This is a genomic window from Streptomyces coffeae, assembly GCF_016741875.1.
GTDB lineage: Bacteria > Actinomycetota > Actinomycetes > Streptomycetales > Streptomycetaceae > Streptomyces > Streptomyces coffeae.
This window is the reverse complement of sequence record NZ_JAERRF010000008.1, coordinates 80,045-106,746: the sequence shown is the minus strand read 5'-3', so window position 1 is coordinate 106,746 and position 26,702 is coordinate 80,045. Positions and strand designations below refer to the sequence as shown.

The 26,702-nt window shown below is 72.8% G+C and carries 20 protein-coding genes and 2 pseudogenes; 12 read left to right on the top strand and 10 right to left on the bottom strand.

Annotated features, from left to right (window positions below; genetic code table 11):
- Window positions 1–127: 127 nt before the first annotated feature.
- On the top strand, window positions 128–550 hold the full coding sequence (locus tag JK363_RS15460) for a hypothetical protein (protein WP_201875472.1): 423 nt from the start codon (window positions 128–130) through the stop codon (window positions 548–550).
- Here the strand turns inward: JK363_RS15460 and JK363_RS15455 are convergent.
- Genes JK363_RS15455 through JK363_RS15445 form a run of 3 tightly spaced genes read right to left on the bottom strand, consistent with a single transcriptional unit; the run spans window position 478 to window position 3,703 of the window.
- A complete protein-coding gene (locus JK363_RS15455; protein ID WP_201875471.1) occupies window positions 478–1,377 on the bottom strand; it encodes a sugar phosphate isomerase/epimerase family protein in 900 nt (299 codons plus the stop codon). The genes JK363_RS15460 and JK363_RS15455 overlap by 73 nt on opposite strands.
- Window positions 1,374–2,546: a dihydrodipicolinate synthase family protein gene (locus JK363_RS15450; RefSeq protein ID WP_201875470.1), complete on the bottom strand. Its 1,173-nt coding sequence runs from the start codon at window positions 2,544–2,546 to the stop codon at window positions 1,374–1,376. Before JK363_RS15450 ends, JK363_RS15455 begins: the two co-directional genes overlap by 4 nt.
- A complete protein-coding gene (locus tag JK363_RS15445) occupies window positions 2,543–3,703 on the bottom strand; it encodes a Gfo/Idh/MocA family protein (RefSeq protein WP_201875469.1) in 1,161 nt (386 codons plus the stop codon). Before JK363_RS15445 ends, JK363_RS15450 begins: the two co-directional genes overlap by 4 nt.
- 306 nt (window positions 3,704–4,009) lie before the next feature.
- Between JK363_RS15445 and JK363_RS15440 the strand changes: the two genes are divergently transcribed.
- The 4 genes and pseudogenes from JK363_RS15440 to JK363_RS15430 all read left to right on the top strand — a co-directional run.
- Entirely contained in the window at window positions 4,010–5,062 is a 1,053-nt protein-coding gene (locus tag JK363_RS15440) for a LacI family DNA-binding transcriptional regulator (protein ID WP_201875468.1), read from the top strand.
- A 154-nt stretch (window positions 5,063–5,216) separates the two neighbouring features.
- Window positions 5,217–6,359: a methyltransferase gene (locus tag JK363_RS15435; protein WP_201875714.1), complete on the top strand. Its 1,143-nt coding sequence runs from the start codon at window positions 5,217–5,219 to the stop codon at window positions 6,357–6,359.
- A gap of 329 nt (window positions 6,360–6,688) precedes the next feature.
- Window positions 6,689–6,775, top strand: a pseudogene (locus JK363_RS45020) (SAM-dependent methyltransferase); the annotation flags it as partial.
- Between the two features lie 355 nt (window positions 6,776–7,130).
- Window positions 7,131–7,805, top strand: a pseudogene (locus tag JK363_RS15430) (sugar phosphate isomerase/epimerase family protein); the annotation flags it as partial.
- On the opposite strand, the gene JK363_RS15425 reads toward JK363_RS15430, so the two are convergent.
- Window positions 7,795–8,796, bottom strand: coding sequence for an EamA family transporter (locus tag JK363_RS15425; RefSeq protein ID WP_443726300.1), 1,002 nt, complete (start codon window positions 8,794–8,796; stop codon window positions 7,795–7,797). The pseudogene JK363_RS15430 and the gene JK363_RS15425 sit on opposite strands and share 11 nt — an antisense overlap.
- A gap of 94 nt (window positions 8,797–8,890) precedes the next feature.
- Between JK363_RS15425 and JK363_RS15420 the strand changes: the two genes are divergently transcribed.
- From JK363_RS15420 to JK363_RS15410, 3 genes are all read left to right on the top strand, one after another.
- Window positions 8,891–9,805 (top strand): LysR family transcriptional regulator, encoded by a 915-nt coding sequence (locus tag JK363_RS15420; RefSeq protein WP_201875466.1) that lies wholly within the window; start codon window positions 8,891–8,893, stop codon window positions 9,803–9,805.
- 174 nt (window positions 9,806–9,979) lie between these two features.
- The gene (locus JK363_RS15415) at window positions 9,980–10,492 is read left to right on the top strand and encodes a hypothetical protein (RefSeq protein ID WP_201875465.1); all 513 of its coding nucleotides are present in this window, start codon (window positions 9,980–9,982) and stop codon (window positions 10,490–10,492) included.
- Window positions 10,493–10,602: 110 nt separating this feature from the next.
- Entirely contained in the window at window positions 10,603–12,552 is a 1,950-nt protein-coding gene (locus JK363_RS15410; RefSeq protein WP_201875464.1) for a glycoside hydrolase family 3 protein, read from the top strand.
- A gap of 89 nt (window positions 12,553–12,641) precedes the next feature.
- On the opposite strand, the gene JK363_RS15405 is transcribed toward JK363_RS15410, so the two are convergent.
- Window positions 12,642–14,045, bottom strand: coding sequence for a S28 family serine protease (locus JK363_RS15405; protein WP_201875463.1), 1,404 nt, complete (start codon window positions 14,043–14,045; stop codon window positions 12,642–12,644).
- A 183-nt stretch (window positions 14,046–14,228) separates the two neighbouring features.
- On the opposite strand from JK363_RS15405, the gene JK363_RS15400 reads away from it, so the two are divergent.
- The gene (locus JK363_RS15400) at window positions 14,229–14,672 is read left to right on the top strand and encodes a hypothetical protein (protein WP_201875462.1); all 444 of its coding nucleotides are present in this window, start codon (window positions 14,229–14,231) and stop codon (window positions 14,670–14,672) included.
- A gap of 128 nt (window positions 14,673–14,800) precedes the next feature.
- On the opposite strand, the gene JK363_RS15395 is transcribed toward JK363_RS15400, so the two are convergent.
- Together JK363_RS15395 and JK363_RS15390 are read right to left on the bottom strand one after the other, a co-directional pair.
- The gene (locus JK363_RS15395) at window positions 14,801–18,841 is read right to left on the bottom strand and encodes an ABC transporter ATP-binding protein (protein ID WP_372444793.1); all 4,041 of its coding nucleotides are present in this window, start codon (window positions 18,839–18,841) and stop codon (window positions 14,801–14,803) included.
- Between the two features lie 123 nt (window positions 18,842–18,964).
- Window positions 18,965–19,243 carry a helix-turn-helix domain-containing protein gene (locus JK363_RS15390; RefSeq protein ID WP_201875461.1) on the bottom strand — a complete coding sequence of 93 codons (279 nt, stop codon included), beginning with the start codon at window positions 19,241–19,243 and terminating at the stop codon, window positions 18,965–18,967.
- 75 nt (window positions 19,244–19,318) lie between these two features.
- On the opposite strand from JK363_RS15390, the gene map reads away from it, so the two are divergent.
- Together map and JK363_RS15380 are read left to right on the top strand one after the other, a co-directional pair.
- Complete coding sequence (map, locus tag JK363_RS15385; protein ID WP_201875460.1) at window positions 19,319–20,086, top strand: type I methionyl aminopeptidase; 768 nt, start codon at window positions 19,319–19,321, stop codon at window positions 20,084–20,086.
- Between the two features lie 234 nt (window positions 20,087–20,320).
- Window positions 20,321–21,334, top strand: coding sequence for a helix-turn-helix domain-containing protein (locus JK363_RS15380; RefSeq protein WP_236075813.1), 1,014 nt, complete (start codon window positions 20,321–20,323; stop codon window positions 21,332–21,334).
- Window positions 21,335–21,430: 96 nt separating this feature from the next.
- Here the strand turns inward: JK363_RS15380 and JK363_RS15375 are convergent, their stop codons facing one another.
- Window positions 21,431–24,166, bottom strand: coding sequence for a glycosyl hydrolase family 65 domain-containing protein (locus JK363_RS15375; protein ID WP_201875458.1), 2,736 nt, complete (start codon window positions 24,164–24,166; stop codon window positions 21,431–21,433).
- Window positions 24,167–24,270: 104 nt separating this feature from the next.
- Here JK363_RS15375 and JK363_RS15370 point away from each other — a divergent pair, with 104 nt between their 5' ends.
- Complete coding sequence (locus JK363_RS15370) at window positions 24,271–24,999, top strand: hypothetical protein (RefSeq protein ID WP_201875457.1); 729 nt, start codon at window positions 24,271–24,273, stop codon at window positions 24,997–24,999.
- Between the two features lie 84 nt (window positions 25,000–25,083).
- On the opposite strand, the gene speB is transcribed toward JK363_RS15370, so the two are convergent.
- Both speB and JK363_RS15360 read right to left on the bottom strand, forming a co-directional pair.
- Window positions 25,084–26,070 carry an agmatinase gene (gene speB / locus JK363_RS15365; RefSeq protein WP_201875456.1) on the bottom strand — a complete coding sequence of 329 codons (987 nt, stop codon included), beginning with the start codon at window positions 26,068–26,070 and terminating at the stop codon, window positions 25,084–25,086.
- A gap of 182 nt (window positions 26,071–26,252) precedes the next feature.
- Window positions 26,253–26,555 carry an SCO5918 family protein gene (locus JK363_RS15360; RefSeq protein WP_201875455.1) on the bottom strand — a complete coding sequence of 101 codons (303 nt, stop codon included), beginning with the start codon at window positions 26,553–26,555 and terminating at the stop codon, window positions 26,253–26,255.
- Window positions 26,556–26,702: the final 147 nt, after the last annotated feature.

The following is a 26,702-nucleotide window of genomic DNA, read 5'->3' as shown; positions in this document are numbered from 1 at the left end:
GTTGAGGCACCTTGACACAGCCGGACCCCACGACGACTGAGCGCGCCACCGGCCCCCGGCCCGGCTCCGAACTCCCCTGGCGGAACTGTTAGTTTCATGTCCTTTGCGTTCTGACGGAGGGATGGGCATGAACGGGGCGGTCGAGGAGAGCGTGTGGGTGACGCGTGCGCAGCGCAAGCGCGCCTGCGGGGCGGGACTGCTGTTTCTGGCGGGGCTGAGCTGGGCGGTGCTGGCCTTGCTGATGTTCACCCCGTACGAGACCGGGGAGTACTCCAACCACTGCGACGCGCCCGCCTTCCGCGACCATCTCTCCGAGTACTGCGACAAGGAACGTCCCTGGACCGCCATGACCGGGATCCTCGCGGCCTCGGTGCCGCTCGGCATGCTGGGCATGGGGCTCTACACCAGCGGCACCACGACCCTCCGGGTGCGGGAGTACGTGTCCGAGGTCATGGTCGCGGCCAAGGCGGCGTCCGGTCAGCCCGCCGGGTCGGGTGGTCCGGACGGGACCGGTGAGGGCGACGGCTCGACCGGCACCAAGGACGCGTAGCGTTCGGCGACTTCCGCCAGCACCTCCGCCCCGTCCCGCTCCCACAGCGCCGGGTTGAAGATCTCGACCTCGATCGGCCCGTCGTACCCGGCCGCGTCGACCCGCTCGCGGAACCAGCGCAGATCGATCGAGCCGTCCCCGAGCTGACCTCGGCCCAGCAGCACACCCGCGGGGAGCGGAGTGATCCAGTCCGCGAGCTGGAAGGCAGCGATCCGGCCACCGGCGCCCGCGCGGGCGATCTGCGCGGCCACGGTGTCGTCCCACCACAGGTGGTAGGTGTCCACGACCACGCCCACCCGCTCCGCCGGGAAGCGCTCGGCCAGGTCCAGCGCCTGGGCGAGGGTGGAGACCACACAGCGGTCGGCGGCGTACATGGGGTGCAGCGGTTCGATGGCCAGCCGCACCCCGCGCTCGGCGGCGTACGGGCTCAACTCCCCCAGCGCGTCGGCGATCCGCGCGCGGGTGCCGGGCAGATCGCGGCTGCCGGGCGGAAGACCGCCGGAGACCAGGACGAGGGTGCCGGTGCCGAGAGTGGCGGCCTCGTCGATCGCCGCGCGGTTGTCGTCGAGGGCGGCGGCTCGCTCGGCCGGCTCGACGGCGGTGAAGAAGCCGCCCCGGCACAGCGAGGTGACGGACAGCCCGGCGGTGCGCATCAGCCGCGCGGCGGCCTCGACCCCGTACGCCCGCACCGGCGCCCGCCACAGGCCGACACCGGGCACCCCGGCCGCCGCGCAGCCCTCGGCCAGCTCGGGCAGCGACCACTGCCGGATCGTCTCCTGGTTGAGACTCAGACGGCTCAGATGCTCCGGCCGGTTGCCACCGCTCACTGCGCGACCCCCTGGACGATCAGCAGATGCCGCATCCGCTCGGCGGCCCGCTCCGGGTCCGGGAACAGACCGAGCCCGTCGGCCAGTTCGTACGCGCGCGCCAGATGCGGCAGCGAACGGGCCGACTGGAGGCCGCCCACCATCGTGAAGTGCGCCTGGTGCCCGGCCAGCCACGCCAGCAGCACCACCCCGGTCTTGTAGCAGCGGGTCGGTTCCTGGAAGAGATGGCGGGCCAGCTCCACCGTCGGGTCGAGCAGCGCGCGGAAGCCCGGTGCGTCGCCCGCGTCCAGCGCGCGGACCGCCCGGGCGGCCAGTGGCCCCAGCGGGTCGAAGACGCCGAGCAGGGCGTGGCTGGCGCTGTGGTCATCGCCCTCGATCAGCTCGGGGTAGTGGAAGTCGTCGCCCGTGTAGCAGCGCACCCCGTCCGGGAGCAGTCGGCGCAGTTCGATCTCGCGGCGGGCGTCGAGCAGGGAGACCTTGATGCCGTCGACCTTGCCCGGGTGGGCGGCGATCAGCTCCAGCACGGTGCGGGTGGCGGCGTCCGGATCGACGCTGCCCCAGTAGCCCTCCAGCGCCGGGTCGAACATCGGCCCCAGCCAGTGCAGTACGACGGGAGCGGACACCTGGTCCAGCAGCCGGCCGTAGACCTCCAGATAGTCCTCGGGTCCCTTGGCCACGGCGGCCAGCGCCCGCGAGGCCATCAGCACCGCGCGGGCGCCCGACTCCTCGCAGACGGTGAGCTGTTCCTCGTAGGCGGCGCGCACCTCGTCCAGACCGTACGGCCATCCGATCCCGGTGACGGCGAGCTGATCGGTGCCCGCACCGCAGACGATCCGCCCGCCCACCGCCTTGGCTTCGGCGGCCGAGCGGCGGATCAGCTCGGCCGCGCCGGACCAGTCCAGACCCATCCCGCGCTGCGCGGTGTCCATCGCCTCGGCCACGCCGAGACCGTGCGACCACAGATGGCGGCGGAAGGCGAGGGTCGCGTCCCAGTCCACGGCGGCCGGACCGCCGGGGCCGGTGTCGGCGTACGGATCGGCCACCACATGGGCGGCCGCGAACACCACACGGGAGGTGAGCGGAGCGCCGCCGGGGGTGAAGCGGGCGGGTTCGGCACGCGGCCGGTAGGGGCGGGTCGCACGGCCCGGCGCGGGGAGGCGGAGGATCACAGGCTCAGCTCCGGTACGTCCAGCCGGCGGCCCTCGGCCGACGACTTCAGCCCCAGCTCGGCGAGTTGGACCCCGCGGGCCCCCGCCAGCAGGTCCCAGCGCCAGGGCTCGTCGAGCACCACATGGCGCAGGAACAGCTCCCACTGTGTCTTGAAGCCGTTGTCGAACTCCCCGTTCTCCGGGACCTCCTGCCATTGCCCGCGGAAGGACCCGGTGGCCGGGAGGTCGGGGTTCCACACCGGTCTGGGGGTGGCCGAGCGGTGCTGGACGCGGCAGCCGCGCAGCCCCGCGACGGCCGAGCCCTCGGTGCCGTCCACCTGGAACTCCACCAGTTCGTCGCGGTGGACGCGGACCGCCCAGGAGGAGTTGATCTGTGCGATGGCGCCGCCCTCGAGACGGAAGACGCCGTACGCGGCGTCCTCGGCGGTGGCGTCATACGGTTTGCCCTGCTCGTCCCAGCGGGTCGGAATGTGGGTGGTGGCCTGCGCCTGAACGCTGCGCACGGCGCCGAACAGCTCGTGCAGTACGTACTCCCAGTGCGGGAACATGTCGACGACGATGCCGCCGCCGTCCTCCGCGCGGTAGTTCCAGGACGGCCGCTGGGCTGCCTGCCAGTCGCCCTCGAACACCCAGTAGCCGAACTCACCGCGCACCGACAGGATCCGGCCGAAGAAGCCGCCCTCGACGAGGCGCTTCAGCTTCAGCAGCCCCGGGAGGAAGATCTTGTCCTGGACGACCCCGTGCTTGACGCCCGCCGCGCGGGCCAGCCGGGCCAGTTCCACCGCGGCGTCCAGGCCGGTGGCCGTCGGCTTCTCGGTGTAGATGTGCTTGCCCGCCGCGATGGCCTTCGTGAGGGCTTCCTCGCGCGCCGCGGTGATCTGTGCGTCGAAGTAGATGTCCACGCTCTCGTCGGCCAGCACGGCGTCCACGTCGGTGGACACATCGGCGACGGGGTCCAGGCCATGGCGCTCGGCGATCGCCTTCAGCGCGCACTCCCGGCGGCCGACGAGCAGCGGCCGCGGCCACAGCACCCGTCCGTCCCCGAGGTCGAGACCGCCCTGTTCCCGCAGGGCGAGGAGGGACCGGACGAGATGCTGGCGGTAGCCCATCCGGCCGGTCACACCGTTCATGGCGATCCGCACGGTCTGGCGTGTCACGTCGCTTCTTCTCCTCACGGGACGGCACGGTAAGCGCTTTCTGGATCTTTCAACGCTAGCCGTCCCGCACCAGCCTGTACAGATGGGACACCCGCGGGCGTCATGGGACACCCCGGCCCTCATGGGGCAGTTCACGCCATGCGGCGAGGGTCGGCGCGTCGGGACGCGGAGCGGACCTCGCCGGACCGCAACGGATGGGCCAACGCCCGGCATCCCAGACCACGGTGAGGGTGGTCGGTGAGACCATGGACGCCGCCCAACCGGCGCGCTCGGCAGACCACCAGGTGACCAACCGACGGAGGAAACATGGCAGTGACCCTGGCCGATGTGGCGGCACGGGCTCGGGTCTCGGCGGCCACCGTGTCGCGCGTCCTGAGCGGCAACTACCCGGTTGCCGAGTCGACCAGGGCCCGGGTGCTGCGCGCCGTCGACGAGTTGGAGTACGTGGTCAACGGCCCGGCAAGCGCTCTCGCCGCCGCCACCTCCGATCTGGTCGGGGTCCTGGTCAACGACATCGCCGACCCTTTCTTCGGCATCATCGCGGGCGCGGTGCAGTCCGAGATGGGCGCGCCCATCGGCGCACCGGGGCGCGGGGGCGAGAAGCTGGCCGTCATATGCAGTACGGGCGGTTCGCCCGAGCGCGAGCTGAGGTACCTCACCCTGCTCCAGCGGCAGCGCGCGGCCGCGGTGGTGCTGACCGGCAGCGCGGCCGAACAGCCCGACCACGCCGCGGCGGTGGCCACCAAGGTCTCCCGGCTCGCCGCGTCCGGCACCCGGGTGGTGCTGTGCGGGCGCCCGCCGCTGGAGGACGCGGTGACCCTCGCGTTCGACAACCGCGGTGGGGCGCGTCGGCTGACCGAGCATCTGGTGACCCTCGGCCACCGCCGGATCGGCTATGTGGCGGGCCCCGCCGAGCGCACCACCACCCGTCACCGGCTGGAGGGTCACCGCGCCGCGCTGGCCGGGGCCGGGCTGGACGGGGACGCCGAGCGGCTGACCGTGCATGGCCTGTACGACCGCCCCTCCGGCTACGACGCCACCCTTGAACTGCTGCGCCGTGACAGCGGCTTGACCGCCATCGTGGCGGCCAACGACACGATCGCCCTCGGTGTCTGCGCGGCGCTGCGCGACCGGGGGCGGCGGATCCCCGAGGACGTGTCCGTCGCGGGCTTCGACGATCTGCCGTTCAGCGCGGACGCGGTGCCCTCGCTCACCACGGTCCGGCTCCCGCTGCACGAGGCGGGGATACGGGCGGGGCGGCTGGCGCTGGGCCGCGAGCCGCAGCCGCCGGGCGGGGTGGCGATGGTGCGGGGCGAGCTGATGGCGCGGTCGTCGACGACACCGCCGCCGCGCGGCTGACTTAACGTCACTCCCTGCCATGACGTGGCTGGTTGACGCGCTGGGTTGACCGGTGCACCCGTCCGGAAAACCGCTCGCGCGGCGGCGTCGGTGCGACGAGGATCGGACCGGACCAACGGCGCACGAGCACGCGCATTGAGCAAAGGGTGTCCCCCTGACTACGCAGCACCTCATCCACTGGACCGAGGACGGCCGGTCCCACTCCGCCCACTGGCGCTCCGAGAGCGGCGCCCCGCCACCGGGGCGGGTCGCGCTCGCGGACGACCGGACGGCGGCCGACACCGCCTACCGGCTGGTCTGCGAGGGCACCGCGCTGCTGTGGCGCGGCGACTACCAGGGCGCGCGTCAGCTGCTGACGGCGGTGGCGCGCCGGGTCGACCGCGGCCCGCGCCGGGCCCGCGACCGGCGGGCGCCCGCGCACACCCCCGCCGAGACGTTCCACCGGCACCGCCAGGCGCAGTCCCGGCGGGCCCGGCTGCTGGGCATGCTGCTGGTGCCCCTGGACGCCGACTTCCGCGTTCCGCTGCGCCGCGCGCCGGATGTACGGGAGGCGTGCGCGGAGGCGTACGGCCCGGCCGCCGCGCCCTCGGTCACCTCGCTGCGCGAGTTACTCGGCCTGATCGGCGCGTACGAGTGGCGCCGCAAGGGTGTCGAGGTACCGGCGCTGGGCGGCGACCGCATCCATCCGCACTACGGGGTCTTCTCCCCGGTGCGCGGCGAGTACGTCGACCTGGTGGCCGAGGCGCCGCTGCCCCCGGGCGGGACCGCGTTCGACATCGGCACCGGCACCGGTGTGCTGGCGGCCGTGCTGGCGCGGCGCGGGATCGCCCGGGTGGTGGCCACGGACCAGGACCCGCGGGCGCTGGTGTGCGCCCGGGAGAACGTCGCCCGGCTGGGCCTGTCCGATCGGGTGGAGGTGGTCCGGGCCGACCTCTTCCCACCGGGCCGCGCCCCCCTGGTCGTCTGCAACCCGCCCTGGGTACCGGCGCGCCCCTCCTCCCCGGTGGAGTACGCGGTGTACGACCCCGGGAGCCGGATGCTCCACGGTTTCCTGGGTGGCCTCGCCGCCCATCTCGCCCCGGGCGGCGAGGGCTGGCTGATCCTCTCCGACCTGGCCGAACACCTCGGACTGCGGTCGCGCGCGGAGTTGTTGGCCGCGATCGGGTCGGCGGGCCTGAAGGTCGTGGCCCGCCACGACACCCGCCCCGCCCACCCCCGCGCAACGACCCCGGACGACCCCCTCCACACGGCCCGCGCCGCGGAGGTGACATCCCTGTGGCGCCTGACCACGGCCTGACCCCCTGAGGTTCGGTGGGCCGGGCCCACCAACCCGCACGTACAACGTGCCGACGGCACACCGTGCGCACCTCCCGGCGCCCCGTATCCCACGACGGGACGGAACCACCCAGCAGCGGGTAGCCGCCTGCCACGGCCCCGGGGACGTGGCAGGCGAACCAGGCACCCGCCAACCACCGTCCCCTCGGGGCTCGCACCGTCCCGGCCCCGGCACACCCAACGCCGGGCCCAGCGGACGCGCCCGTCAGGGCCACACGCGAGAACGTGGCCAGTTCGCGGCGCAGGAGCGGATCGAGGGGCCCGCCGCTCGGCGTGCCCCCTACACGGGTGCTGCGCGCCGGACGCGGGCCGCTGTTCCCGCGCCGTGCAGACGGGTGGCTGCTGCCCCTGGAGGTCGAGCGCTGCTGCGCGGACGCACGTACAACGTGCCAACGGCACACCGTGCGCACACCCCGCCCCGGGAGCCGGGACGCATACGCCCCGGCAGTGAGCCACCCAATCGGCCGCGCCCCGAGCCCCATCGGCCCAGCGACCCGGACATCCGGCCTGGGCGACCCCAGGAGCGCGGCGGCCCGCAGGGCGACGCCCTGCGCCCAGCAGCCGGGGCCGCCGACCACCGGCCCCGGTGGGGCCCCACCGCCGCGGTCGGGCGCGCCCAGTCGCCCGGCCGCTCGGCACGGCGGGATTGACCACGCCCCCGCCCCTGCTTAGCGTCCCGTTGAAGATCCCCGACGCGTACCGACCACCCCCACACACGAGCAACGGAGCCCGCATGAAGCTCGCTTTCTCCACCCTCGGCGTCCCCGGTATGGCCATGCGCGATGTGGTCCGGCTCGCCGCCGACAGCGGGTATCACGGGGTTGAACTGCGTGCCCACCCCGAGGAGCCGGTGCATCCCGGGATCGGGGGCGGGGAGCGCGCGCAGGTGGTGGGGGAGTTCGCGGGGGGTGGGGTCGAGATTCTGTGTGTCGCCGGGTACGCCCGGGTCGCCGCGGCGGGGCCGGACGAGCCGGTGCTGGCCGAGCTGGGTGAGCTGGTGCGGCTCGCGCACGATCTGGGCGCGCCGAACGTCCGGGTGTTCCCCGGCGGCGGTGACCAGGGCACCGCCGAGGCCGACGCCACGGCCGCCCGGCGGCTCGCCACCGCCGCGCCCCAGGCCGCCGAGCTGGGCGTACGGCTGCTGCTCGAGACCCATGACTCTCATCCGGCCGGGGCCGACGCGGCGCGGGTCCTCGGGCCGGTCGGCCACGGAAGCGTCGGGGCGCTGTGGGATGTGATGCGCACCTGGCTGGCCGGGGAGGACCCGGCGGCCAGCTATGCGGCGCTCGCGCCGCAGTTGGGCTATGTGCAGGTCAAGGACATCGCCTCGGCCGACGACACCACCCCGCTGCCGCTGGGCGCCGGGGTGCTGCCGCTGACCGAGTGTGTGGAGTTGCTCAGCCGTGAAGGCTGGGACGGCTGGCTGTGCTGGGAGTACGAGAAGCGCTGGTACCCGCAGGCTCCGGAGCTGCCGGGGCTGCTCGCTCCGGGCCGGGAGCATCTGCTGCGGCTGCTCGCCGACGCGGCCTGAGCAGACCGCGCAGCCGGGCGGCCGGGAAGGAGGTCAGCGCCACGCCGCCGACCAGCAACGCGGCCGCCAGCCAGCGCAGCGGGCTGATCCCCTCCCCGAGCACCAGCGCCGCCGAGGACATTCCGAACACCGGCACCAGCAGGGAGAAGGGCGCGACCGCCGAGGCGTCGTAGGTGCGCAGCAGGAAGCCCCACACACCGAAGCCGAACACGGTGGTGATCCAGGCGACGTAGACGATCGTGCCCGCCCCGGCCCAGTCGATCCGGGCCAGCGCCCGGAGGTCGGGCTCGGCGCCCTCGAACAGCAGCGAGAGCCCGAGCAGCGGCAGCACCGGCACCAGGCTCACCCACACCATGAAGCTCAGCGCGTCGGGCGGCGCGGCCTTGCGGGTGAGGACGTTGGAGACGCCCCAGAACGCCGCCGCCGCGATCACCAGCACAAAGCCGAGGAGCGGACCGGAGGTGCCCTCGTCGGCGGCGGCCACCGCGATCCCGGTGAGGGCGACGCCCATGCCCAGCAGCCGGACCCGGGTGGGGCGTTCGGCCAGGACGACGGAGGCGAACAGCGCGGTGAAGACGGCCTGGATCTGGAGCACCAGCGAGGACAGACCGGCGGGCATCCCCTCGTGCATCCCGATGAACAGCAGCCCGAACTTGGCCACCCCCAGCGCCAGCCCGACCCCGAGGATCCAGCGCCAGGCGACCCGCGGGGGTCCGACCAGGAACACCGCGGGCAGGGCCGCCACGAGGAACCGCAGGGAGCAGAAGAGCAGCGGCGGGAAGTGGTCGAGCCCCACCTCGATGACCGTGAAGTTGACGCCCCAGACGGCGGCGACGAGAACGGCGAGGGCGATGTGTGCTGGTCGCATGGGTCGAGGATCACGTCCGATGACCTTGTAGCACCAGCGCGGATATCTGCATGGTTGGATGCAGCGAACGTGAAAGGTGAGAGAGGGGCGCCCCATGCTGGATCTGGCCCGGCTGCGGGCCCTGCACGCGGTCGCCGTGCACGGGTCGGTGAGCGCCGCGGCGACGGCGCTCGGCTACACCCCGTCCGCGGTGTCGCAGCAGATCGCCAAGTTGGAGCGGGAGACCCGTACGACCCTCCTGGAGCGCCAGGGCCGGGGCATCGCGCTGACCGACGCGGCCCAGCATCTGGCCGCCACCGCCCAGCAGTTGCTGGCCATCGTCGAGCAGGCGGAGACCACGCTGGAGGAGCGGCGCGGCCGTCCCACCGGACGGCTGGTGATCGGCGCGTTCGCCACGGCGGCGCGCGGGCTGATGCCCCCGGTGCTGGCGCGGGTGCGCGAGGAGCACCCCTCGCTGGACGCCCGGCTGCTGGAAGTGGATCCGCATCTGTCGGTGGACCTGGTGGCGCAGGGCGTGATCGACATGGCGGTCGCCCACGACTGGGACATCGCACCGCTGCCCGCCCCGGAGGGTCTGGACCGCGCGGTCATCGGGGACGACTCCTGCGACATCCTGGCCCCGGCCGGACATCCGCTGGCCGAACGCGGCCGGGAGCGGGCACTGAGCCGCGACGATCTGCCGGGCCAGCGCTGGATCTGCCAGCCGCCGGGGTCGGTGTGCCACGACTGGCTGGTCCGTACGCTGCGGGCGTCGGGCCATGAACCGGACCTCGCCTATCAGGCGGCGGAGAACCACACCCAGATCGCGCTGGTCGCGGCCGGTCTCGGGATCGCCCTGATGCCGCGCCTGGGGCGCGGCCCGCTGCCGGAGGAGGTGCGGGCGGTCCCCCTCGAACCGGTCCCGGTACGACGGCTGTACGCCCTGTGGCGCACCGGCGCCTCCCGCCGCCCGGCCATCACCGAGAGCGTCCGCCTGCTGCGCGAGCTCTGGCCCCAGCGGACCACCTGACCCGACGCGTCGGGGGGTTCGGTGGCGGCGCGGGGCCGGGGGCACTGTCACTATGGGCGGGTGTGTCCCGTTCCTCACCACGGCCCTCACCACGGCCCGCACCACGGCCCTCAGCACGGCAAGAATTCCGCACCGCACCCGGAACCGCCCCGGCGGGCCGGGCGTCCAAGCGATGTGCTGACGGGGAGTCTCCGCAGAGCGGTATCGGCCTCACTGCTGGCTGCGTCGCTGATCACCCTCTCCGGCGCCTGCGGCCAGCAGCATCCCGCCGCCGGTGCGCACCCCTCCCAGAGCGCCGGCGGCGTCTCCCCCTCCCGGAGCGCCGGGCGGATCGACACCGGGGCGGCCTACTTCACCAGCGCCTCCGGCGGTGTCCCGGAGATCCACACGGTGCTGCGCACCACGGCCGAACTCGATGCCTTCGCCCACCACTTCGGCAAGCGGGCCGACGCCATCACCGCCAAGGCCCGGGACACCGACTTCTCGCGGACCGCGCTGGTCGGCTGGTCCACGACCACCGGCTGCGCGCAGTGGCCGTCGGCGACGCTGCGGCGGTCCGGGGAGCGGCTGACGCTCATCGCGGGGCGGCATCCCGCGCCACCGCCGGAATGCTTCGCACCGTTCCATATCATCGCCGTCTTCGTGGTGCCGAAGGAGCGCCTGCCATCGGAACCGGTCTTCTCCTGACCGAAGTTGCACCGAAAAGGCCATTCCCATTGACCCGGATCTGCTTTCCACTGAACGGTGTCAGAGCACACACCAGCCACCCCCTCCAGACCCCGACGGAAGGAGTGCGGGTGCCCGAGCCCACGTCACGCCGCGCCCTGCTCGCCGCCACCGCCGCCACCGTGGCCGCCGCCGCGACCGCCTGCGCCCCGGGGGCGCTCGGCGGCACCCCGGCGCGCCATCCGTCCCGCTCCACCACCTCCCCGGCCACCCGCCCCGGTGCCGGGCCCGGTACGGCCGGGGACCGGGCCGCGACCCGCGACGGGGACACCGCCCGCGACCACCACCGCGACCGCGTCGACGCGCTCATCGGGCGGATGACGCTGGACCAGAAGATCGGCCAGCTCTTCGTGATGCGGGTGTACGGGCACTCGGCCACCGCGCCCGACCCCGCCGACGTCGCGTCGAACCAGAAGGAGCTGGGTGTCGCCAACGCCGCCGAGCTGATCGCGAAGTACCACATCGGCGGGATCATCTACTTCGGCTGGACGCACAACATCCGCGACCCCCACCAGGTCGCCGCGCTCTCCAACGGCATCCAGAAGGCCGCGCTGGGAGACCGCCGGGCCCCCGTGCCGCTGCTGCTCTCCACGGACCAGGAGCACGGCATCGTGGCCCGTGTCGGCGCCCCGGCCACCCTCCTGCCCGGCGCGATGGCGCTCGGCGCGGGCGGCAGCGCGAAGGACGCGCACTCCGCGGGCCGGATCGCCGGAGCCGAGCTGGCCGCGCTCGGCATCCGGCAGGACTACGCCCCGGTCGCCGACGTCAACGTCAATCCGGCCAACCCGGTGATCGGCGTACGGTCCTTCGGGGCCGACCCGCAGGCCGCTGCCCGCCTGGTCGCCGCCCAGGTCGCGGGGTACCAGAGCGCGGGGGTGGCGGCCACGGCCAAGCACTTCCCCGGGCACGGCGACACCACCGTGGACAGCCATGTCGGCCTGCCGGTGATCACCCACTCCCGCAAGGAGTGGGAGCGGCTGGACGCACCCCCGTTCCGGGCCGCCATCGACGCGGGCATCGACTCGATCATGACCGCGCATCTGCTGTTCCCGGCCCTGGACCCGGCCGACGACCCCGCCACCCTCTCCCGGCCCATCCTCACCGGCGTGCTGCGCGAGGAACTGGGCTACGACGGGGTGGTGGTCACCGACTCGCTCGGCATGGAGGGCGTGCGCAAGAAGTACGGCGACGACCGGGTGCCGGTGCTCGCGCTGAAGGCGGGCGTGGACCAGCTGCTCAACCCGCCGGACCTGACCGCCGCCTGGCGCGGGGTCCACAAGGCCGTACGGGACGGCGAGATCACCGAGGAGCGGATCGACACGTCACTGCGGCGCATCCTGGAACTCAAGGCGCGCCGCGGCCTGTTCGACGATCCGTACACCAGCGCGCGGGAGGTGGACCGCACGGTCGGCATCCGCAAGCACCGCGCCGCCGCCGACCGGATCGCCGAGCGCACCACCACCCTGCTCACCAACCGCGAGGGGCTGCTGCCGCTGTCCCGCAAGCGCCACCACCGGCTGCTGGTGGTGGGGGTGGACCCTGCCTCTCCGTCCGGGACCGGCGGGCCGCCGACGGCCGTGCTCGCCCGCGCCCTGAACGGTCTCGGGTTCTCGGCGGAGGCGCTGTCCACCGGTACGGGTACCGCGCCCGATCCCTCGCCGGGCCGGATCGACGAGGCGGTCGCGGCGGCCCGGGGCCGGGACGCGGTGGTCGTGGCGACGTACAACGTGGGCGCCGGATCGGCGCAGCGGACCCTGGTCTCGGCGCTGGTGGCCACCGGGAAACCGGTGGTGCACCTGGCCATCCGCAATCCGTACGACATCGCGCGGCTGCGCGGTGCGGACACCGAGCCCGGGGCGTCGCTGGCCGCCTACTCATGGACGGATGTGGAACTGCGCGCGGCGGCCCGGGTGATCGCGGGCAAGGCGGATCCGCGCGGACGGCTGCCGGTGGCGGTACGGGACGCGGACGAGCCGTCCCGGGTGCTGTACCCCATCGGGCACGGTCTGTCCTACGACTGACGGCGCAAGCGGAAGGGGCCGGGGGCAGTTCGCCCCCGGCCCCGTACACCTCCGTCCCGCCGGAACGGGGACGAGGGCTCCGCCCCGCTTTACGGCCGCAAGGCCGGCCGGCGCTCGATCTCGCGCTTGTCCAGCCGCTTGTCGGCGGGCGCCAGCGGCTTGCCGGCCGGGGAGACCCCCGCCCACCGCTGGACCGCCTCGGTGGCCTTCGTCTTCTCATCGGCCGCCAGCCCGGCGATGTTCGAGCCGTGGTTGCCGCCCGCGACGGTGTAGACGTACGAGTCCTCTGCGCCCTTGCCGAGCCGGAACGGCTCCGCGCCCCACGGGTCGTTCTGCCCGTACACGAACATCATCCGCTGCGCGTCCTGGCGCACCCAGCTGTCCACATCGCGCATCGCCCGGGTCTTGAAGTGCATGGGGATGTCCCGGGGGACGTAGTTGCGCGGGGCGTAGATGCCCGGGTAGCGCAGCAGCCCGTCCAGGTGCGGGGTGCGGAAGGAGGGCGAGCCCAGCTCGGTGCCCGCCTGGTAGTAATACGGCGTGTAGGTCTCAAGACCCTGGTCGGTGTAGGCGGAGAAGCCGGAGATCTCGTCGATGAAGCTGTAGAGCTCATCGGTCGAGGCGGTGGGCGCGGGCACGTCCGCGCAGTCCTTCAGCAGGTGGTACTGCCAGAAGGCCCACACCAGGTCCAGCACCACGTTCTCGTACGCCTTGTCGGCGCTGCCGACGACGGTGAAGGTCTGCTTCTCCTCGTCGGCCCACTTCTGGTAGCGCGCCACGATCTCGTCACGGCGCACCAGCGCCTCCCGCTGCACCGCGTTGAGCTTGGTGCGGCACTCGGCCGTGCCGACGTCGCGGAAGAAGCGGTCGTAGGCCGAATCCTCCTTGTTCACCACGTCGTTGGGGGCGACGTAGGCGATCGTTCCGGCCATGTCGCGGGGGAAGAAGCGGCGGTAGTAGGTCGCCGTCATCCCGCCCTTGCTGCCGCCGGTGGCCAGCCACTTCTTGCCGTAGACGGGCTTCAGCGCCTGGTAGAGGCGGTGCTGGTCGCTGGCGGCCTGCCAGATGTCCAGCTTCGACCAGTCGGCGGGCTGCGGCCGGGAGGGAGTGAAGAATCGATACTCCATCGACACCTGGTTGCCGTCGACGAGCTGTGTGGGCTCGCTGCGGCGCGGAGTGGTGTTGACGTTGTAGCCCGAGGTGAAGAACACCGTCGGCCGGTCCGTGGCCTTGTGCAGCAGGGTGAAGCGCTGCTGGAAGGTCCCCTTCGACGGATGCCGGTGGTCCACCGGCTGGGTGTAGTTGAAGACGAGGAAGCGGTAGCCCTCGTAGGGCTTCTCCTCGACGAAGCTCATCCCCGGAATGCCGAGGACACGTTCCTTGATGTCCGGCTCCTTGGGGGCGGCCGGGTGCGCGGAGGCGTTCCCCGCACCCCATCCGGCCGCCCCCACGAGTATCACCAGCGACAACAGCCATCTGAGCGCCTTGCCCATGCGGCCTCCTCTTCTTCCCCTGGTTTCCCATGAATTGACACAGGTCGCCGAGAACCTACTCGTGGCACACCCGGAGCCGCTAGGGCCCCTGGTGTCTCTCCCTCCGCCAACAGGAGGTCGAATACGGAGAGTTGTTGCTACCGCCCTCTTTCGTAGCGGGCTGTGATGGCCCATGCTGCGTACATGGACCGAGACGAACGGCACGACCGGAGTGAACGGGCCGAGCGGCTGACGCGGTATCTGACGGAGTTGCAGGAACGGATCGATCCGCGCTCGCTCGAGCTGCTGATGCGGCTGCTGCGCGAGCTGAGCACCTCACCGGCCGTCCGCGGGGGGACCTATGAGCTCGGTATGGGTCCGGAGGAGAAGGAGCTGTTCACTCCCGCCTTGCAGGCCGAGCTGCTGGTGCTGTTCGGTCTGCTCACCTCCCAGGACGAGCGGGTGGTGGTCGATCTCGGCGACAGCCCGCACGCCAAGGGGATGAAGGTGCTGGTCCCCCAGGAGCGGGCGGGCGACCCCGATTTCCTGTACCGCCACAAGCAGCGGGTGGCCGCCGAGGCGGAGCAGCGGGAGCGGGACCGGCGCGAGGTGGAGGGCATAGCGCGGGCCAGTGGCATGGAGCTCTGACCTCACCCTGCGTCATCTCGGGCGGATGCCGAGAGTGACGGACGGCGGGGCGACCGGCGGGGGCGACCGGACCGCCGCGCCCCGCGCCGCACAGCCTTCCGTGCGCCCCCCGTGCGCCGACCGCCCGGTTACGCGCCGACCGGCGTCGCCTCGCCGGTGAAGGTGCGCCACAGCGCGGCGTAGCGGCCGTCCCGCGCCACCAGCTCCTCATGGGTGCCGTCCTCGACGACCCGGCCGTGGTCCAGCACCACCACCCGGTCCGCGCGGGCCGCGGTGGTCAGCCGGTGGGCGACCACCAGGGTGGTGCGGCGCCCCGCCAGCCGGTCGGTGGCCTGGTTCACCAGCGCCTCGGTGGCCAGGTCCAGCGCGGCGGTGGCCTCATCCAGCAGCAGGATGTCCGGGTCCACCAGCTCCGCCCGCGCCAGTGCGATCAACTGCCGCTGTCCGGCGGAGAGATTGCGTCCGCGCTCGGAGACCGGATGCAGATAGCCCCCGTCCAGCGAGGCCACCATGGCGTGGGCGCCGACCGCCCGCGCCGCCGCCTCCACCTCGGCGTCGCTCGCGTCGGACCGTCCGTAGGCGATGGCGTCGCGCACGGTCCCGGGGAAGAGATACGGCTCCTGGGGGACGACGCCCAGGCGGTTGCGGTACCCGGTGAGGTCGAGCTCCCGCAGATCCGTGCCGTCGACGCGCACCGCGCCCCCGGTCGGGTCGTAGAACCGGGCCACCAGCTTGACCAGCGTGGACTTGCCCGCGCCGGTCTCCCCGACGAAGGCCACGGTCTGGCCCGCGGGGATGGTGAGCGAGATGCCCGCCAGCGCCTCCTCGCCCTCGCCGCCGTAGCGGAAGCGCACATCCTCGAAGGCGATGTCGCCGCGGACGGCGGACACCGCGCGGGGGGCCTCGGCCGCCGGTGTGGTGGTCGGCTCGCGCAGCAGCTCCTGGATCCGGCCGAGCGAGACACTGGCCTGCTGATAGCCGTCGAAGACCTGGGAGAGCTGCTGTACGGGGGCGAAGAACAGATCGATGTAGAGGAGGTAGGCGACCAGCGCGCCCGCGCTCAGCGTGCCGTCCCCGACCCGTCCGGCGCCCACGATCAGCACCAGCGCCGCGGCGGTGGACGACAGCAGCTGGACGAAGGGGAAGTACACCGAGATCAGCCACTGGCCGCGCACCCGCGCCTGGCGGTAGTCGTCGCTGCGCCCGCTGAACCGCTCCCGGCCGGAGCCCTCACGGCGGAACGCCTGCACGATCCGCAGCCCCGCCACGCTCTCCTGGAGATCGGCGTTGACCACGCTGACCCGTTCGCGCGCCAGCTCGTACGCCTTGACGCTCTGCCGCCGGAAGAAGACGGTGCCGATGACGAGCGGCGGCAGGGTCGCGAAGACCACCAGCGCCAGCTGGATGTCGATCACCAGCAGCGCGACCAGGATGCCGAAGAAGGTGAGCAGGCTGACCACGGCGGTGACCAGACCGGTCTGGAGGAACGTCGACAGCGCGTCCACATCCGTGGTCATCCGCGTCATGATCTTGCCGGTCAACTCGCGCTCGTAGTAGTCGAGTCCGAGCCGCTGCAACTGCGCGAAGATCTTGACGCGGAGGGCGTAGAGCACCCGCTCACCGGTACGTCCGGTCATCCGGGTCTCGCCGATCTGCGCCGCCCACTGGGCGAGCACCACGACGAGTGCGAGCCCGGAGGCGGCCCACACCGCCCCCAGCGCCAGCCGCTGGACGCCCTCGTCGATGCCGTGCCGGATGAGGACCGGCAGCAGCAGTCCGGCGACGGCATCGATGGAGACCAGCAGCAGCGAGATCAGCAGCGGCGTGCCGAAGCCGCGCAGCAACTGCCGCAGTCCGTACGCCTTCTCGGGGCGCACCGCGCGCTCCTCGTCGACGTCGGGGGTGTCGTCGGCGGGCGGCAGGGCCTCGACCTTGGCGAGCAGATCGGGGGTGGCGGGCATCCCGGCGAGCGCCCCGGCGATCCCGGGGGCGGGGGCGGCGGTGGTGGTGCCGCCGTCCTTCACGGCGGGCCCGGGGTTCTCGCCCGCGCGCCGCACCCACAGTTCGGGGGTCACGGCGGAGGTGGCGGCCGGATCGGCGCCATCGGCCGCGGCGGCGTGCTCGGGGTCGTCACCGCCGTGCGGACGCCGCCGGGCCGCCGCGGTCAGCCCGGCCAGATCGGGGGTGGGGTGGCCGTCGGCAGCATGCTCCCCATGCGCCGACGGCGGCTGGAGGCCACCGGCCGCCGCGGAGCCGTCGAGCTCCGGTTCGGCCAGGCCCGTGGCCGGTGCCTCGCCGTCGAAGGCTCCAGCGGACACCTCCCACCGCTCGTGGCCGGTCCGGTCCGCCACCGGGGAGGTACGGCCGGGGTCGGCACCGCCGCGGAGGGTGAGCTGCCCGGCCGGGTCACGGGTGATGCCGCCGAGCTCGTCCGGGTCGGTCAGCAGCCGCCGGTACAGCGCACACCGCTTCCGCAGCTCCTCGTCGGTGCCGATGTCCACCAGGCGGCCCCGGTCGAGGACCGCGACCCGGTCGGCGAGCGCGAGGGTGGAGAGGCGGTGGGCGATCAGCAGGGTGGTGCGCCCGGCCATCACCCCGCGCAGCGCCTCGTGGATCTCATGCTCGACGCGGGCGTCGACCGCGGAGGTGGCGTCGTCGAGGACCAGCAGCCGGGGGTCGGTGAGGATGGCGCGGGCCAGGGCCAGGCGCTGGCGCTGGCCGCCGGAGAGGGTGAGCCCCTGCTCGCCGACCTGGGTGTCGTAGCCGCCGGGCAGTGCGGAGATGAATCCGTCGGCCTGGGCGGCACGGGCGGCGGCCCGGATCTGCTCCTCGGTCGCGTCCGGCAGCCCGTAGGCGAGATTGGCGCGCACCGTGTCGGAGAAGAGGAAGCTGTCCTCCGGCACCAGCCCGATCGCCGCGCGCAGCGAGGCGTAGCTCAGCTCGCGGACGTCATGGCCGCCGACCCGGACCGCGCCGGAGGTCACGTCGTAGAACCGCGGCAGCAGCATCGACAGGGTGGACTTGCCGCTTCCGGAGGCGCCGACGACGGCCAGGGTCTCGCCCGGCTCGACGCGCAGCGAGACCTCGGAGAGCACCGGGTGGGCGGGGTCGTAGCCGAAGGTGACCCGGTCGAACTCGACGGTGGCGGGCGCGTCCGCGGGCAGCTCCCGGGCGTCGGGGCGCTCCTCGATGGCGGGCTCGGTGTCGATGAGTTCGAAGACGCGCTCCACTCCGGCCCGGGCCTGCTGGCCGACGGTCAGCATCATGGTGAGCATCCGGACCGGGCCCACCAGCTGGGCGAGATAGGTGGAGAAGGCGACGAAGGTGCCGAGGGTGATCTGATGGCGGGTGGCCATCCAGCCGCCGAGGGCCAGCATGGCGACCTGGCCGAGGGCGGGGACGGCCTGGAGGGCGGGGGTGTAGCGGGAGTTGAGCTTGACGGTGCGCAGCCGGGCGGCGAACAGGCCGCGGCTGACCTCCCGCAGCTTGCCGGTCTCCTGGCGCTCCTGTCCGAAGCCCTTGACCACGCGGACGCCGGTGACGGCCCCGTCGACGACCCCGGCGACGGCGGCGGCCTGCCCCTGGGCGTACCAGGTGGCGGGGAAGAGCCGGACGCGGCTGCGCGAGGCGATGACCCACAGGGCGGGGGCGACGGCGAGCGCGACCACGGTGAGCAGCGGTGAGAGCACCGCCATCACCACGAGGGAGACCAGGAAGAGCAGTACGTTGCCGATCATCATCGGCACCATGAACAGCAGTCCCTGGATCAGCTGGAGGTCGCTGGTCGCCCGGCCGACGATCTGGCCGGTGGACAGCTCGTCCTGGCGTCTGCCGTCCAGCCGGGAGATCGCGGCGTACATCTCGGTGCGCAGATCGTGCTGGACGTCGAGCGCGAGCCGTCCGCCGTAGTAGCGGCGGACGTAGGTGAAGGCGTAGACCGCGAGGGCGGCGACGATCAGCAGGGTGGCCCACGGAGCCATCGACCGGTCATGGCCGACGATCACGTCATCGATGATCAGCTTGGTGACGAGCGGGACAAGCGCCATGACGGCCATCCCGCCGAGCGAGGAGCCGAGGGCCAGCAGCACATTGCGCCGGTACCGCCAGCACCAGCGGGTCAGCCGCCGCACCCAGCCCTGTTGTGTCTCCGGCTCGTCCGCCGCCACCACGTCCGTCACCCCGTGTCCTCCCGACTCTCCACGTCCTGCCGGAAGGCACCAACACACAGATGTGCGGATTTCATCCTGCCGCAACAAAAGCCGCCCGGGGACGGGCGCCCGGAGTGGGCCGGATCACGCCGCCGCGCTGTCCTCCTCCGGTGGGGCGGTGACCGCGGCGCAGCGCGCGGCGATCTCGTCCAGGGCGAGTCCGAGGGTGGTGGCCAGGGCCGCGATGGTGAAGAAGGCGGGGGTCGGGGCCCGGCCGGTCTCGATCTTGCGGAGGGTTTCGGCGGAGATCCCGGACGCCGCGGCAATCTCGGCCATGCTGCGTTCGCCGCGGGCCTGCCGCAGCAGGACACCGAGGAAGCGGCCGCGTTCGCGTTCCAGCGGAGTGAGAGGGGTGCGCACCATGACCGTGATACTAATACCGGTATAAGAATTGGGTCGCCGGGGGCTCGCCCCGGCGGTGACGGAAGGCAGCAGCCCATGGTGGAGATCAAGACCGACGCGTCCCTGGACGCCATGCGCGAGGCGGGCCGGGTCGTGGCCACCGCGCTCGCCGCCGCGCAGAAGGCCGCCGCGGTCGGCGTGTCGCTGCGCGAGCTGGACGAGGCGGCCCGCGCGGTGCTCACCGAGGCGGGGGCCGGATCCCCGTTCCTCGGCTACCGGCCGCACTTCGCGCCCACCCCCTTCCCGGCCGTCATCTGCGCCTCGATCAACGACGCGATCGTCCACGGCATCCCGGACGGCTACCGGCTGCGCGACGGCGACCTGGTGAGCGTGGACTGCGGCGCGACGGTCGACGGCTGGGCCGGCGACGCCGCCGTCAGCTTCACCGTCGGCACCCCGCGCCCGGACGATCTGCGGCTGATCGAGACCACCCGGCAGGCCCTGGCGGCGGCTATCGAGGCGGCTGTCGTCGGGGCGCGCCTCGGCGATATCTCGCACGCCGTCGGCTCGGTCGGCCGCGCCGCGGGCTACGGCATCCCGGCGGACTTCGGCGGCCATGGCATCGGCCGCCGGATGCACGAGGACCCGCCGGTGCCCAACGAGGGCCGCCCCGGCCGGGGTCTGCCGCTGCGGCACGGGCTGGTGCTGGCCATCGAGCCGATGTTCCTGGCGGGCGGCCGGGACACCTACATCACCGACCCCGACGGCTGGACCCTGCGCACCGACGACCGCACCCGCGCCGCCCACAGCGAGCACACGGTGGCCATCACCGAGGACGGCCCGCGCGTCCTGACCGCGCCATGACGGCGTGGGGCGGGAACTCGGCCTTCCAGGGCCGCTGCCTCCGGCGGTGCTGCCGGGGCCCGTCCTCAAAAGGGGCGTCCGGCCGTGTGGACAAGGGCGCATGGGGGATCGGACGGATGCACGCCGAATCGGGCGGATGCGGACTGTTCGCCATGGAACCGTTCATCAAACATTGATGCCCGCCAGGGATGATCGCACTGAGCGATGACCTGATACGGGAGGGTGATGACGGGCATGGTGCTCCCTTACGACAACATCCCGCCCGCGGAGCGGTTCGCGGCGTGGCGTGCCCGGTGCGACGAGGCGTCGATCCCGATCGAGCTGCGCTCCGACCACGAGCACGACTTCCGCGCCACCATGAGCGGCGTCGGCCTGGGCGATGTCTCGCTCTCCTGCACCTCCGTACCGTCACTGCGGAACCACCGGTCGGCGGCCCACATCCGGCGCTCGGACCCGGAGCTGTACCACCTGATGCTGGTGGTGCGCGGGGAGACGGATCTGTCGCACGCGGGTCACCACACCACGCTCGGCGTACGGCAGTTCATGCTCATCTCCACCTCCCAGCCGTGCCACGGGACCAGTGTGCGGGGCCGGGTGCAGGAGATGTCGGTGGCGATCCGCCCGTCGCTGCTGCCGTTCCCGGCGGTGGAGCTCGACCGGCTGCTCGGGCGGTGTCTGTCGGGGCGGAAGGGGATCGGGGCGATGCTCGCCGACTTCCTCACCCGGCTGGCGACCGAGGCCGAAGGTCTGCGGCCGTCCGACGCCCCGCGTCTTGGCACCGTGGTGCTCGATCTGCTCACCGCGATGCTCGCCCATGAGCTGGACACCGGGGAGGGCCGGAGCGCCGCGGCCATCACCCCCGAGAGCCGTCGGCGCGCCCTGTTCCTGCGGATCGAGGATTTCGTCCAGCGGAATCTGCACCGGCCCGAGCTGAGCCCGGCCTGGATCGCCGCGACCCATCACATCTCGCTGAGATATCTCTACCGCCTCTTCGAGCAGGAGGGTCACACCGTCTCGGCGTGGATCCGCGGTCAGCGGCTGGAGCGCTGCTGCCGCGACCTCGCCGACCCCGCGCAGAGCGACACCCCCATCCACGCCATCGCCGCCCGCTGGGGTTTCGGTCACGCGGCGGACTTCAGCCGCGCCTTCCGCGGCGCCTATGGGGTCGCGCCCCGGGACTTCCGCCAGGAGGCACTGGCAGGAGGCAGGCAGGGCTCCCCCCGTCGAAGCCCTGCCTACCTGACCTGATCAGCGTGACCGAACGGGGGCGGGGTGTCATTGGCATCCCCTGCACACTCCTTGACGCCCCGTGCACAGCGTCGTACGACAGCCCCGCCGGCCCGCTCAGTCCTCGCGCGTCACCCTCAACTCCTCGACGCCCGCCCGCTTCTTGTCGTCCACCGAGCGCACCGTGACCCGGACGTAGCGGGCCGGGCCCGATCCCGCCGGATGCCAGTGGCGGCCGTCGGCCGAGGTCCGCACCCGGTACGAGGCGGGCCGTACCGAGGTCCACTCCGGGGTGACCTTCGCGCCGCGCACCACCCGGCCGAGGTCGGCGGTGAGCGTGCCCCGCGCGGCGTTCGGCACCCAGGCGGTGGCCGCGCTGCCGTCCAGAACGCCGCCCGCGTACATACCCGGCTCCTCCGAACTCGCCGTCGCTTTGCGGCAGCGGGCGAGGTTGGACGTCGGCTCCAGGTCCGGACGGCGGGTCTTGAGCACGGCAGGGGCGTCCTGGCTCACGATCTGCTTCCCGGTGGGCGTCTCGATGGTGAACGGCTCACCGCCGGTCAGCCGCACCGTGGTCTCCCGCGGGCCGATCGCCACGTCGTAGCTACGCCCCTGCCAGCGCAAGCCCCGCAGGGTGACGCCGTCGTGGAGCTGCGGCGGCAGCACCGGGTTCAGCCGCACCCGGTCCTCCGCCATCCGCAGCCCGGTCAGCCCGTGGGTGAAGACCTGGAGGAAGCCGCCCTTGCCGGTGAGGAAGTCCTGCGCCGGGGAGCCGGCCAACGGGTCCTGCGCGCCCGCCTGCCGGCCCCGCGCCTCGGAGAACTGCCGGAACGGCCCACGGACGAACGGCCTGATGGAGCGCATCAGATAGGTGTACGAGGAGCAGCCGGGTTCGCCGATGGCGGCGGCGTCGATGGCGTGCACCGAGTCCGTCATGGCAGGGCCGTCCGGATCGGTGCGCGCGGCGTAGTAGTCGAGGGTCCGGGCGGCGGCCTGGTCCGGCATCGGCCACTGGAGCGGGTACATCAGCAGTACGGTGTCCGCCTGCTTGATCATCGAGCCCTGGTAGCCCTGGTACTGCTGGAAGATGCCCTTCTTCTTGTCGTAGGGGATCCGCAGCCGGTCGGCGATCCGGGTCCAGGAGGCGGGGGCGTCCTGGCCGAGCAGCCGGGCGGCGCGGGCCGCGTGGCGCAGCGTGGTGGCGGCGCCCGCGTTGGTGAAGACCGCGTCGTCCACACCGTTGCTGTACTCGTCCGGTCCGGCCACGTTCTTGATGGAGTAACTGCCGTCGTTGTTGCGGGTGGCGCGCCCGGCCCAGAACTCGGCGGTCCCCTTGAGCAACGGCCAGCCGCGGTCGCGCAGCCAGCCGGTGTCACCGGTCGCCTGGAAGTACTGCCAGGCGGCGAGGGCGATATCGCTCTGGAGATGGTTCTGGGTGCGGCAGTGCGGCGGGTCCCAGCTGTGGCACTCGGTCCACAGCCCGCCCTTGCTCGCACTGGTCCAGGGGTAGAACAACCCCGGGTAGCCCAGCGTGCGGGCGTTGGCACGGGCGCCCGCACGGGTCTTGTAGCGGTACTCGACCACGGACCTGGCCAGTTCGGGATTGGTGGCCAGCAGCCCCGGATACATCCAGGTCTCGGCGTCCCAGAAGATCAGACCGCCGTAGTTGTCACTGGTCAGACCGGTCGGCGCGATGCTGTCGCGGGATCCGGCCCGGGTGGCGGACAGCAGCCCGTACCGGGCCGAGCGCACCCAGGAGCGCAAGGAGGCCCGGTCGCGCCCGGCCACCTCGATGTCCGAGCGCCACAGCTTCCGCCAGGCGGCGGAGTGCGACGCGAACAGCGCGTCCCAGCCGCGATCCGCGGCGTGCCGGGAGGCGTTGAGCGCGTCGGCGCGCGGCGCGCGGGAGGTGAGGGCGGTGTCGACGCCGACGTACTTGGTGAACGCGTAGGAGCGGCCCCGCCGGACCGGGAAGCGGAGGGCCTGACGCGCGCTCAGCTTGCCGTCGGCGCCGGGGGTGCCCTGGGCCCGCGCCCGGACTCCCCGGCCGGGGCGCAGGGTGGAGGCGACGGTCCCGTCGGTGCGGGTGCCGTCGGTGCGGAAGCCGACGTCCACCGAACCGCCCCGGTGGGCACCGCCGCCGGTCCCCGTCATCCGCCGGGCGCCGCGTCCGTCGAGCCGGTCGGTGACGGTGGCGTTGCCGCTCCAGTGCGGGGTCATCCGCAGCCGTACGGCCCCGACATGAGCGTTGCGGCGGTCGGCGAGCACGTCATAGGTGAGGTCGGTGGCGCGTCCGTCGGACGCCGTCCAGGTGAGGGAGGTACGGACCAGGCCGCAGCGCATGAAGACGGTCTGCCGGTAGTGGGAGATCCGCCCTCGGGACGTGCCGGAGCCGAAGGTCTCGCCCGCGGCACCCCCGGTGGCCACCTCCAGGGTGGACCAGGTCGGGATGGCGGCGGCGACCTGCCGGTTGTCGGTGGTCTTGGTGTGGTGCGCGTAGAGCCCGGAGACGAAGGAGCCGTCGTAGCGCGGGGTGAACAGCGGCCAGCCGGTCTTGTCGCCTCCCCCGGTGTAGCCGGTGCCCTGGGGCGGGACCCGCTGTCCGAGATATCCGTTGCCGACGTAGGCGTGGTAACTGTCCTTCGGATCGATCCGGGTGGACGACAGCGACCAGCCGTCCGACACCCGGCCGCCGGAGCCGCGCGGACAGGACCCCGCGCCCTCCTCGGCCGCCGGGGACGGTTCGGGCACGGGTCCGGCCGAGGCGGTGGGCACCGCGGCGATCAGCCCGCAGACGACAAGTGGAGCGATCAGTCGGGCGGTGCGGGGTAGCCGGGGCGTGGGGTACCTCATTGTTCTCCGTCGTGGTTCGCCGATGACACATCCGATACACGTCACCTTGCCAACACCCGTATCGCGGCGGGGGGATGTCGGCGCCCCGGCCTAGTCTTCCCGCCATGATCGAAAGCCGTCTGGAAACGCTGCTGACCGCCGGGTTCACCGACCGCCTGAGCGAACGCGACAAGGAACTGCTGGCCCGCCGCGCCACGCTCAAGTCCTGCGGGGAGACGCCGCCGCGCCATCTCGACCTCGGCTGGTGGTACGCGGTGCCCGGCGAGAGCTACGAGGGCCTGTTCACCGCCCTGGATCTGCATGACCGGGTTCCGGTCACCTTCCACGAAGGGATGGACGTGCAACGCCTGCGGACCCACCCCGGAGCGGTCCCCGTCTTCATCACCCCCGAACTCGACGGCTGGCGGCTGATCTTCGGCCATCTGGAGAGTGTGGTCGGCATCGAGTGGGAGGACATGATGGGCGCCGTGGAGCGCCTGAGCGCCCATTGCGGCGAGGCGCAGATGTTCTTCGAGGACATGGCGGGCGGGGCGAACATGTGGGTGGTCGCCGAACAGGGCGCCATCCGGCGCCGGTACGCGCGGGAGAGCGATCCCGAGTGGGTGGGCGAGCCGCTGCCGTGGGAGGAACGGTGGATGGACAGCGAGGACTTCGACCCGGAGTACGACGAGGCCGAGCCCAACGAGGGCACCGCGGGCGTCGCCACCGCGTGCGGCAGTCTGTCGGTGGATCCGACCCGGCTCGGCCCGGACACCGAGATGCGCGGCCACGGCTGGCTGGCGCTGGACGCACCGGGGGTGGGCCACCGGGATCTGGACATGGTCGTCTGCTAGGGCGTCCTGGAGCCCAGGTGTGCGCCGGGCCGGTCACCGTCGCCCGGACGGTGACCGGCCCGGGTCAGGAGCGGTCGGCCCCGATCAGGCGCCCCGCGCGGCCGCGATCTGACGGGCCATGATCGTGGTCAGCTCGTACGCCGTGTGGGAGGCGGCGACCGAGGTGATCTCCGCGTGGTCGTAGGCCGGGGCGACCTCGACCAGGTCGGCCGAGACCAGATGGCAGCCGGACAGGCCGCGCAGGATCTCCAGCAGTTCCCGGGAGGTCAGACCGCCCGCCTCGGGGGTGCCGGTACCGGGGGCGTGAGCCGGGTCGAGGACGTCGATATCGATGGAGATGTACAGCGGGCGGTCACCGATGCGCTGGCGGAGCTGATCGGTGATCTCGTCCACCCCGCGTCGCATGACATCGGCGGAGGTGACGATGCCGAAGCCCATCTTCTCGTCGTCGTCCAGGTCCTTCTTTCCGTACAGCGGACCCCGGGTACCGACATGCGAGAGGGCGGAGGTGTCGAGAATCCCCTCCTCGACCGCGCGCCGGAAGGGCGTGCCATGGGTGTACTCGGCGCCGAAGTAGGTGTCCCAGGTGTCCAGGTGGGCGTCGAAGTGGAGCAGGGCCACCGGGCCGTGCTGACGGGCCACCGCGCGGAGCAGCGGAAGGGCGATGGTGTGGTCGCCGCCGAGGGTCATCAGCCGGGCGCCGGTGTCCAGGAGGTCGTCGGCGGCGGCCTGGACGGTCTCGACGGCCTCGTTGATGTTGAACGGGTTGGCGGCGATGTCACCGGCGTCGGCGACCTGCGCGAGGGCGAAGGGAGAGGCGTCCTGCGCCGGGTTGTAGGGGCGCAGCAGCCGGGACGCCTCGCGGATGGCGTTGCCGCCGAAGCGCGCGCCGGGCCGGTAGGAGACACCACTGTCGAAGGGCACTCCGACCACGGCGACGTCCGCGGTGCCGCCGACCTCGTCGACGCGCGGCAGCCGGGCGAAGGTCGCGGGGCCGGCGAAGCGCGGGACACGGGAGGAGTCGACGGGACCGACGGGGGCGGTGGAGGACTGTCGGGGTGCAGTGGTCATACGGAGGAGCCTAGGCAGATCCGCCGCCGCGCCACATGTACGGATCCGAGGACCCGGAGCCGCTTATTTGGACACCGCGTCCATGTGCCTCCCGGGGGCTCCCCCGCGCGGCCCGACGCACGCCGGCACGGTCGGCCGGGGCACCTGCCGCCGGCCGCCCCGGGGCGGCTGTCCTGCCCGGGTCAGCTGTCTTTCGTCGGTCCGCCCAGCAGCCCGGAAGCGTTCTCGACGGGGTCCGCCGGGGTGGGCTCGGGGGTCGGGTAGCAGGTGAATCCGAGACGCTTCATGGCCCGGGTGACCTCGCCCGCGCTGAAATCGCGGCGGTCCTGGCGGGTGATCACCGCTCCGACCTGCTTGACCGGGTAGGTGCGGCGTCCGATACGGACCGAAGGGCCGGTGACCGGTTCGGGGCTGATGCCACTCATCGCATCCGTCACCTCGCGCGCGGTCAGGTCGAAGGCGAAATTGGCGATAATGCAGCGCATAGTGCCTCAACGGGGAGAGGAGAATCCGGAGGCACCAGCGTCCCACAGCGGGCCGCCCACGGGAAGCGGCAGATTCCCCGCAAGATTCCCACTGCTCGGCAGCGGCACGTGGTAAGGTCTTTGCCGTTGCAGTTTTGGTACCCATGA

Bases quoted from the DNA above. Each gene is read 5' to 3' on its own strand.
- JK363_RS15425 (WP_443726300.1), bottom strand. From the start codon at position 8,796: ATGCGACCAGCACACATCGCCCTCGCCGTTCTCGTCGCCGCCGTCTGG.
- JK363_RS15390 (WP_201875461.1), bottom strand. From the start codon at position 19,243: ATGGTGCGCACCCCTCTCACTCCGCTGGAACGCGAACGCGGCCGCTTC.
- map (WP_201875460.1), top strand. From the start codon at position 19,319: ATGGTGGAGATCAAGACCGACGCGTCCCTGGACGCCATGCGCGAGGCG.
- JK363_RS15420 (WP_201875466.1), top strand. From the start codon at position 8,891: ATGCTGGATCTGGCCCGGCTGCGGGCCCTGCACGCGGTCGCCGTGCAC.
- JK363_RS15405 (WP_201875463.1), bottom strand. From the start codon at position 14,045: ATGGGCAAGGCGCTCAGATGGCTGTTGTCGCTGGTGATACTCGTGGGG.
- JK363_RS15375 (WP_201875458.1), bottom strand. From the start codon at position 24,166: ATGAGGTACCCCACGCCCCGGCTACCCCGCACCGCCCGACTGATCGCT.
- JK363_RS15360 (WP_201875455.1), bottom strand. From the start codon at position 26,555: ATGCGCTGCATTATCGCCAATTTCGCCTTCGACCTGACCGCGCGCGAG.
- JK363_RS15460 (WP_201875472.1), top strand. From the start codon at position 128: ATGAACGGGGCGGTCGAGGAGAGCGTGTGGGTGACGCGTGCGCAGCGC.
- JK363_RS15380 (WP_236075813.1), top strand. From the start codon at position 20,321: ATGGTGCTCCCTTACGACAACATCCCGCCCGCGGAGCGGTTCGCGGCG.
- JK363_RS15400 (WP_201875462.1), top strand. From the start codon at position 14,229: ATGGACCGAGACGAACGGCACGACCGGAGTGAACGGGCCGAGCGGCTG.
- JK363_RS15440 (WP_201875468.1), top strand. From the start codon at position 4,010: ATGGCAGTGACCCTGGCCGATGTGGCGGCACGGGCTCGGGTCTCGGCG.
- speB (WP_201875456.1), bottom strand. From the start codon at position 26,070: ATGACCACTGCACCCCGACAGTCCTCCACCGCCCCCGTCGGTCCCGTC.
- JK363_RS15370 (WP_201875457.1), top strand. From the start codon at position 24,271: ATGATCGAAAGCCGTCTGGAAACGCTGCTGACCGCCGGGTTCACCGAC.